This is a genomic window from Dietzia sp. DQ11-44 (genome assembly GCF_014145205.1).
Taxonomy (GTDB): Bacteria; Actinomycetota; Actinomycetes; order Mycobacteriales; family Mycobacteriaceae; genus Dietzia; species Dietzia natronolimnaea.
The window spans coordinates 1-5,685 of record NZ_JAALEC010000744.1; the positions used below are offsets into that span (position 1 = coordinate 1).

6 protein-coding genes are annotated in these 5,685 nt (G+C 70.7%); 3 read left to right on the forward strand and 3 right to left on the reverse strand.

What is annotated here, in order from left to right:
• Positions 1-202, reverse strand: a 202-nt coding sequence (locus G6018_RS16690; protein WP_182617839.1) for a helix-turn-helix domain-containing protein, incomplete at its 3' end; no start/stop codon positions are given.
• Positions 203-355: 153 nt separating this feature from the next.
• Between G6018_RS16690 and G6018_RS16695 the strand changes: the two genes are divergently transcribed.
• A complete protein-coding gene (locus tag G6018_RS16695) occupies positions 356-913 on the forward strand; it encodes a DinB family protein (protein ID WP_182640239.1) in 558 nt (185 codons plus the stop codon).
• 101 nt (positions 914-1,014) lie between these two features.
• Positions 1,015-1,632: a DUF664 domain-containing protein gene (locus tag G6018_RS16700; RefSeq protein ID WP_182617835.1), complete on the forward strand. Its 618-nt coding sequence runs from the start codon at positions 1,015-1,017 to the stop codon at positions 1,630-1,632.
• Between the two features lie 65 nt (positions 1,633-1,697).
• Here G6018_RS16700 and G6018_RS16705 read toward each other — a convergent pair whose 3' ends face one another.
• Together G6018_RS16705 and G6018_RS16710 are read right to left on the reverse strand one after the other, a co-directional pair.
• A complete protein-coding gene (locus G6018_RS16705; protein WP_182640237.1) occupies positions 1,698-3,206 on the reverse strand; it encodes a WS/DGAT domain-containing protein in 1,509 nt (502 codons plus the stop codon).
• 159 nt (positions 3,207-3,365) lie between these two features.
• Positions 3,366-4,853: a WS/DGAT domain-containing protein gene (locus G6018_RS16710; RefSeq protein ID WP_241731013.1), complete on the reverse strand. Its 1,488-nt coding sequence runs from the start codon at positions 4,851-4,853 to the stop codon at positions 3,366-3,368.
• A gap of 114 nt (positions 4,854-4,967) precedes the next feature.
• On the opposite strand from G6018_RS16710, the gene G6018_RS16715 reads away from it, so the two are divergent.
• Positions 4,968-5,558, forward strand: coding sequence for a flavin reductase family protein (locus G6018_RS16715; RefSeq protein WP_182640238.1), 591 nt, complete (start codon positions 4,968-4,970; stop codon positions 5,556-5,558).
• Positions 5,559-5,685: the final 127 nt, after the last annotated feature.

Here is a 5,685-nt window from a genome sequence, read left to right on the forward strand (position 1 = left end):
GCCGCCGGCCCGATCCCAGCCGGTACCCCCCGCCCGCGCCGCGTTCGGACTCGACCGGGTAGCCCAGGTCGCGCAGTCGGTCCACGTCCCGCCGCACCGAGCGGGTGGTGACCCCGAGCTCGGCCGCGAGTTCGGGCCCGGTCCACACGGTGCGCCGCTGCAGCAGGTCGAGCAGCCCCAGCACCCGCTGGGTCGTGGGCATCTTGTCCTCGGTCACGTCGTCCACTCTCGCACCGGCAGAGGACCAGATCTGTCCTGATCACCTGAGAGTCTGCTGTCGGACCGCGAGAGAGCCGCCCGACCGTCGGCCGACCGCCCCCACCACCGGGAGACCACCATGACCACAGCCCGCACCATCGACTGGACCGACCAGCTCGCCGACCAACTCGAATACCACTGGACCGGCCACCTCCGGCCTCGCCTGGAGGGACTGACCGACGCCGAGTACCACTTCTCCCCCGCACCCGACGATCGGACCTGGGGCGTGCGCCCCCGGGGCACCGGTTCCGCGGACGTGCAGGCCGGGAGTGGCGACTTCACGATCGACTTCGCCTATCCCGAACCGCGGCCCGCACCGCTGACGACCATCGCGTGGCGGATCGGCCACGTGGTCGTGGGAGTGCTCGGGGCCCGGTGGCACGACCACTTCGGCGGACCGCCCCACGACTACATGACCCACGAGCTCGCCGGTGACGCCGTGGGCGGACTCGCCCAGCTCGACCGCACCTACGCGGGCTGGATGGAGGGGGTCCGGGGGCTCGACGACGACGCCCTCGCCGCGCCCGTCGGGGAGGCCGAGGGCCACTGGTCCGCCGCCCCCATGGCCACCCTCGTCCTGCACATCCACCGCGAGGTCATCCACCACGGCGCGGAGCTGTGCCTGCTCCGCGACCTGTACGCCCACACCCGTTGATCCGGTCGACCCGTCTGACCCGTCTGACCCGTCTGACCCGGACGACCCGTCGGCACCCGCCGACACCACACCATCCCCGACCCACCACCGAGGAGTTCGCCATGCCACTGTTCGCCGCCACCCACACCACCGAGCGCGACACCCTGCTCGAATGGATCGACGACGCTCTCGTCAACGCCCGCTCGATCGTCCACGGCCTCACCGGCGACCAACTGCGGGCGCGTCCGGTCCCGTCGAGTGAGCTGACGCTCGGCTGGCTGATCCTGCACATCGGTCAGGTGGCCGAGGACTGGCTGGGCCGGGCGGCCGCCGCGCCCGACCCCCTGGAGACGGGACGCTCGCTACCGGAGACCTTCGAGTGGGCCGAGGCCGTCAACCGGGTCGATCCCGACGCGACCGCCGAGGAGGTCCTCGCCGAGTACGACCGTCGGTGCGCCGCGGGACTCGCCCATCTCCGAGCCGCCGACCTGGACGCGCGGGTCCCCGTCCCCACCGAGATGCCGTGGTTCCCGTCGGACCTGGCACCGTTCAACGGCCGCTGGGTCGCACAGCACGTGCTGACCGAGATCAACCGGCACAGCGGGCACGCCGACCTCCTGCGCGAGGCGCTCGACGGGCGCACGATGTACGACCTGATCGCGGAGGACCAGGGCATCGACATGTCCTACATCGGTGCCTGGTTCGCCGCCCACCCGGAGGTCCCGGCGCCGGCGTGGTGAGTCGGCGCCGGCGTGGTGAGTCGGGTGGGCGCGGGGACGGACCGGCCACGCGGCGTGACCGCGGGTCAGTCCTCCTCGTCCCATCCGGCGAACGTCGCGAACTTGTCCTCGATCATCCCGGCGACTTCGCCCGGGTCGGGCACGAGTCCCGCGTCGGTGGCGATGCCCACCGAGACCTTGCCGTTGTAGCTGAAGATGCAGATTCCGAAGGCCTGGTCGCCGCTCATCGGAACCCAGCCGGGTATCCCCTCGACAGGAGTGCCGGCGATCCGCACCGTGGAGACCGGCCCGGGGACCGACGTGAGCTGGCCGACGGTCTTGTTGGCGAGCAGGTCGACCACCGCGTGCGCCACCGGGCCGGGAGTGACCGCGACGCCGAGCATGGTGGCGAAGGTGACGTGTGGTTCGAACGAGTAGCGCACCCGGGACATGGACGTGGCGATCGCGTCGATGAGCTCGTCGGCGTCGTCGATCCCCAGCGGCAGGCGCATGAGGATGATCGTGAGGTGGTTGCCCAGTTCCTCCGGCAGTTCGTCAGCCACCGGCTCGATGGACATCGGCACCATGAGATTGATGTCCGAGACCCGACGATCGCCGTGGGTGTCGAGGTACTCGGTGAGCGCCCTGGACACCGCCGCGAGCATCACGGTGGTGACCGTGGTGTCGTGCGCCTTCGCCACCCTCTTGATCGCCGCGAGGTCCAGCCCGGCGATCCAGGAGACCTTCTTCCGGGCGTGGGCGTGGCCACTCCACGACAGCTCCGGCGATCTGGGTTCGAACAGCAGCCGGAAGGTCGCACGGTAGGTGTTGGTCGTCCTGTTGGTGGGGTCGATGGTGTCGGCCAGGGATTCCACGACGCGCGTGGGCACCCTGGTGACCCCGCGGCCCGGGGCCACCACGGCCCTGACCAGCCGCGTGAGGGTCCACGGGAACGTGACCGTGGCGCCGGCGAGACCGCGGGCGATACCGACCGAGTCCCGGACCATCCCCACCCCGGCGCGGCCGACCGTCCGGAGGATCCCGTCTCCACCAGGGGAGAGGGGCCGGCCCACCCGGGGCAGCGGGATGTCGTCATCGCTGTCACACAGACCCAGGACCAACTGGGTCAGCCGGACGCCGTCGACCATCGCGTGCTGGACCCGGAACAGGACCAGCGCACCCTCCCGCCCGGCCTCCCGCCCGGCCTCGTGGCCGTGGCCGTGGTAGCCCTCGAGGAACTCGGCCCGCCACAAGGGGCGGTCGTCAGGGAGCTGGATGCTCATCTGCTCGGAGACGTACGCCTCGGCCTCGGCCCGCCCGCCCGGCGCGGGGAGCCGCCCGCGGATCAGGTGGTGGGAGAGGTCGAAGTCGGGATCGTCCTCCCAGTACCACCGCCTGCCCTCGCGAACCGGGACCCGGCGGAACACCGGGTGGGGTTCGACCATCCGCGACGCGATCGCCTCGGAGACCGCGTCCCAGTCGGGGATCTCCGAGAACCACACCAGCGACGTGATGTACATGAGGTTGTCGGGGCGGTCCATGTGCAACCACAACTGATCCCGCAGCGGAATCCTGACCCTCGTCCTCTCCCCCATCGTCCCCGACCCTTCCCCCCAGCCGCGATCGACCACCGAGCCATCTGCGCTCCACTCCAGGCTAGAACAGGTGTGACCGACATCACGGGGGTTCTCCCGGTTCGCCACGACTACCGGGGACCACTCGCCTGGTGAGGAGAGGCGCGTCGACGGCAGTCCTCAGGCCGGGGCCTCCCAGCCGTCGAAGGTCGCGAACTGACCCTCGATCATCTCGGCGACCCGGCCCGGGTCCGGCACGAGCTCGGCATCGGTGGCGATCCCCACGGACACCGTGCCGTCATAGCTGAAGATGCAGATCCCGAGCGCCTGGTCGCCACTCATCGGCACCCAGCCGAGCATGCCCTCGACCGGGGTTCCCGCGAGCCGCACCTCGGAGACCGGACCGGGTACCGAGGTGAGCTGGCCGACGGTCTTGTTGGCGAACAGGTCGACCACCGCGTGCTGCACCGCGGTGGGGGTGACGGCCACGCCGAGCATGGTGGCGAAGGTGATGTGTGGCTCGAACGAGTAGCGCACCCGGGTCATGGACGTGGTGATGGCCTCGATGAGTTCGTCCGCGTCGTCGATCCCCAGCGGCAGGCGCATGAGGATGAGAGTGATGTGGTTGCCCAGCTCCTCCGGGAGGTCGTCGGTGCTCGGTGTCAGCGAGACCGGCACCATGAGGTTCATGTCGGAGACCCGTCGGTCACCGCGGGCGTCGAGGTACCGGGTGAGCGCCTTGGACACCGCGGCGATCATCACCGAGGTGACGGTGGTGTCGTGCTCCGCCGCCACCCTCTTGACGGCCGCGAGGTCCACCCCGGTGACCCAGGAGACCTTCTTCCGGGCGTGGGCGTGGCCACTCCACGACAGCTCGGGGGAACGGGGCTCGAACAGCAGGCGGAAGACCGAGCGGTAGGTGTTGGTCGTCATGTTGGTGGGATCGATGGTGTCGGCGAGGGATTCCACGACACGCGTGGGCACCCGGGACAGCTCCCCGCCCGGGGCCACCACGTCCCTGGTCAGTCGCGCCATCGTCACGGGGAATCTGATCGTGGCGCCCGCGAGGCCGCGGGCGATGCCGAGCGTGTCCTTGGCCAGCCCTGCCCCGGCCTGGCCCACCGCGCCCAGGACACCGCCGCCCGATGAGGACAGCTCCCGACCCACGTTGGGCAGCGGGTCGTCGTCGTCGCGGTCGCACAACCCCAGGACCAGCTGGGTCAAACGGATCCCGTCGACCATCCCGTGCTGGACGCGGAACAGCAGGAGCGCCCCCTCCCGGTCGCCACCGTGACCGTGGTAGCCCTCGATGAACTCGGCGCGCCAGATGGGGCGGTCGTCGGGGAGTTGCAGCCCCATCTGCTCGGCGACGTGCGCCTCCGCCTCGGCGCGCCCGCCCGGCGAGGGAAGGCGCCGTCGGACCAGATGGCGGGAGATGTCGAAGTCGGGATCGTCCTGCCAGTACCACCGTCGGCCCCGTCGCACCGGGACCCGGCGGAACACCGGGTGGGGTTCGACCATCCGCGACGCGATCGCCTCGGTGACCGCGTCCCAGTCGGGGACCTCGGCGAACCACATCACCGAGTTGATGTACATGAGATTGTCCGGGCGGTCCATCATCAGCCACAGCTGGTCCCGCAGTGGAATCCGGACCCTCGTCTCCGTCATCGTCCCCGGCCCCTCTCGCCCGCCCCGCTCACCGTCATGTACTCGCCGCCCCAGGCTAGAGCAGCTGTGACCGGGATCACGTCACTCCCCCCGAGACGGCGGGACAATGGCGAGATGCGCACCATCCACACACCGGACGATCCCCCGGCCAAGGGCTTGTACGCCCTGCTCACGGCATCGGTCACTCCCCGGCCCATCGCCTGGGTCTCGAGCGTCTCCGCCGCCGGGGTGTCGAACCTCGCGCCGTATTCGTTCTTCACCGTGGCCTGCGCCGACCCCGCGATCCTCTCGGTCACCTCGATCGGCCGCAAGGACACGTACCGCAACGTGGTCGAGACCGGGGAGTTCGTGGTGAACATCGGCACCGAGTCGCTGATGGAGCTCATCAACGCCACCTCGGCCCCGGTCGGCCCGGAGGTCGACGAGTTCGTCCTCTCCGGCCTGACCGCCGAGCCCTCCGAGGTGGTGTCGGCGCCGCGGGTGGCCGAGGCGCCGATCGCGTTCGAGTGCGTGCGCCATGACGTGATCGACCTCGGCACCAGTGCGATGCTCCTGGGCCGCGTAGTGAGCGTGGCGATCTCCGGTGATGTCCTGGCGGACGACGGGCTCCCCGACTTCGACGCACTGCTCCCGCCCTCCCGGCTGGGCCGCCACCAGTGGGGACTGGCGCCGCGGACGAGGGAGCTGCCTAGGCCGAGGAAGTAGGCGGAGTCGAGACCCGCCGCCAGCCCCCGGCCCTCGGTTCGCGGCGACCTGCAGGCGCTCCCGCGCCTGACGTCTCGCTCGCGCGCCTGTGCGACTCCTCGGTAGCCGCCCGCCGCCACGGCGTCTT

What these genes read in the sequence shown, in the direction of transcription:
- G6018_RS16700 (WP_182617835.1), top strand. Translation starts at nt 1,015, where the DNA reads ATGCCACTGTTCGCCGCCACCCACACCACCGAGCGCGACACCCTGCTC.
- G6018_RS16715 (WP_182640238.1), top strand. Translation starts at nt 4,968, where the DNA reads ATGCGCACCATCCACACACCGGACGATCCCCCGGCCAAGGGCTTGTAC.
- G6018_RS16710 (WP_241731013.1), bottom strand. Translation starts at nt 4,853, where the DNA reads ATGACGGAGACGAGGGTCCGGATTCCACTGCGGGACCAGCTGTGGCTG.
- G6018_RS16705 (WP_182640237.1), bottom strand. Translation starts at nt 3,206, where the DNA reads ATGGGGGAGAGGACGAGGGTCAGGATTCCGCTGCGGGATCAGTTGTGG.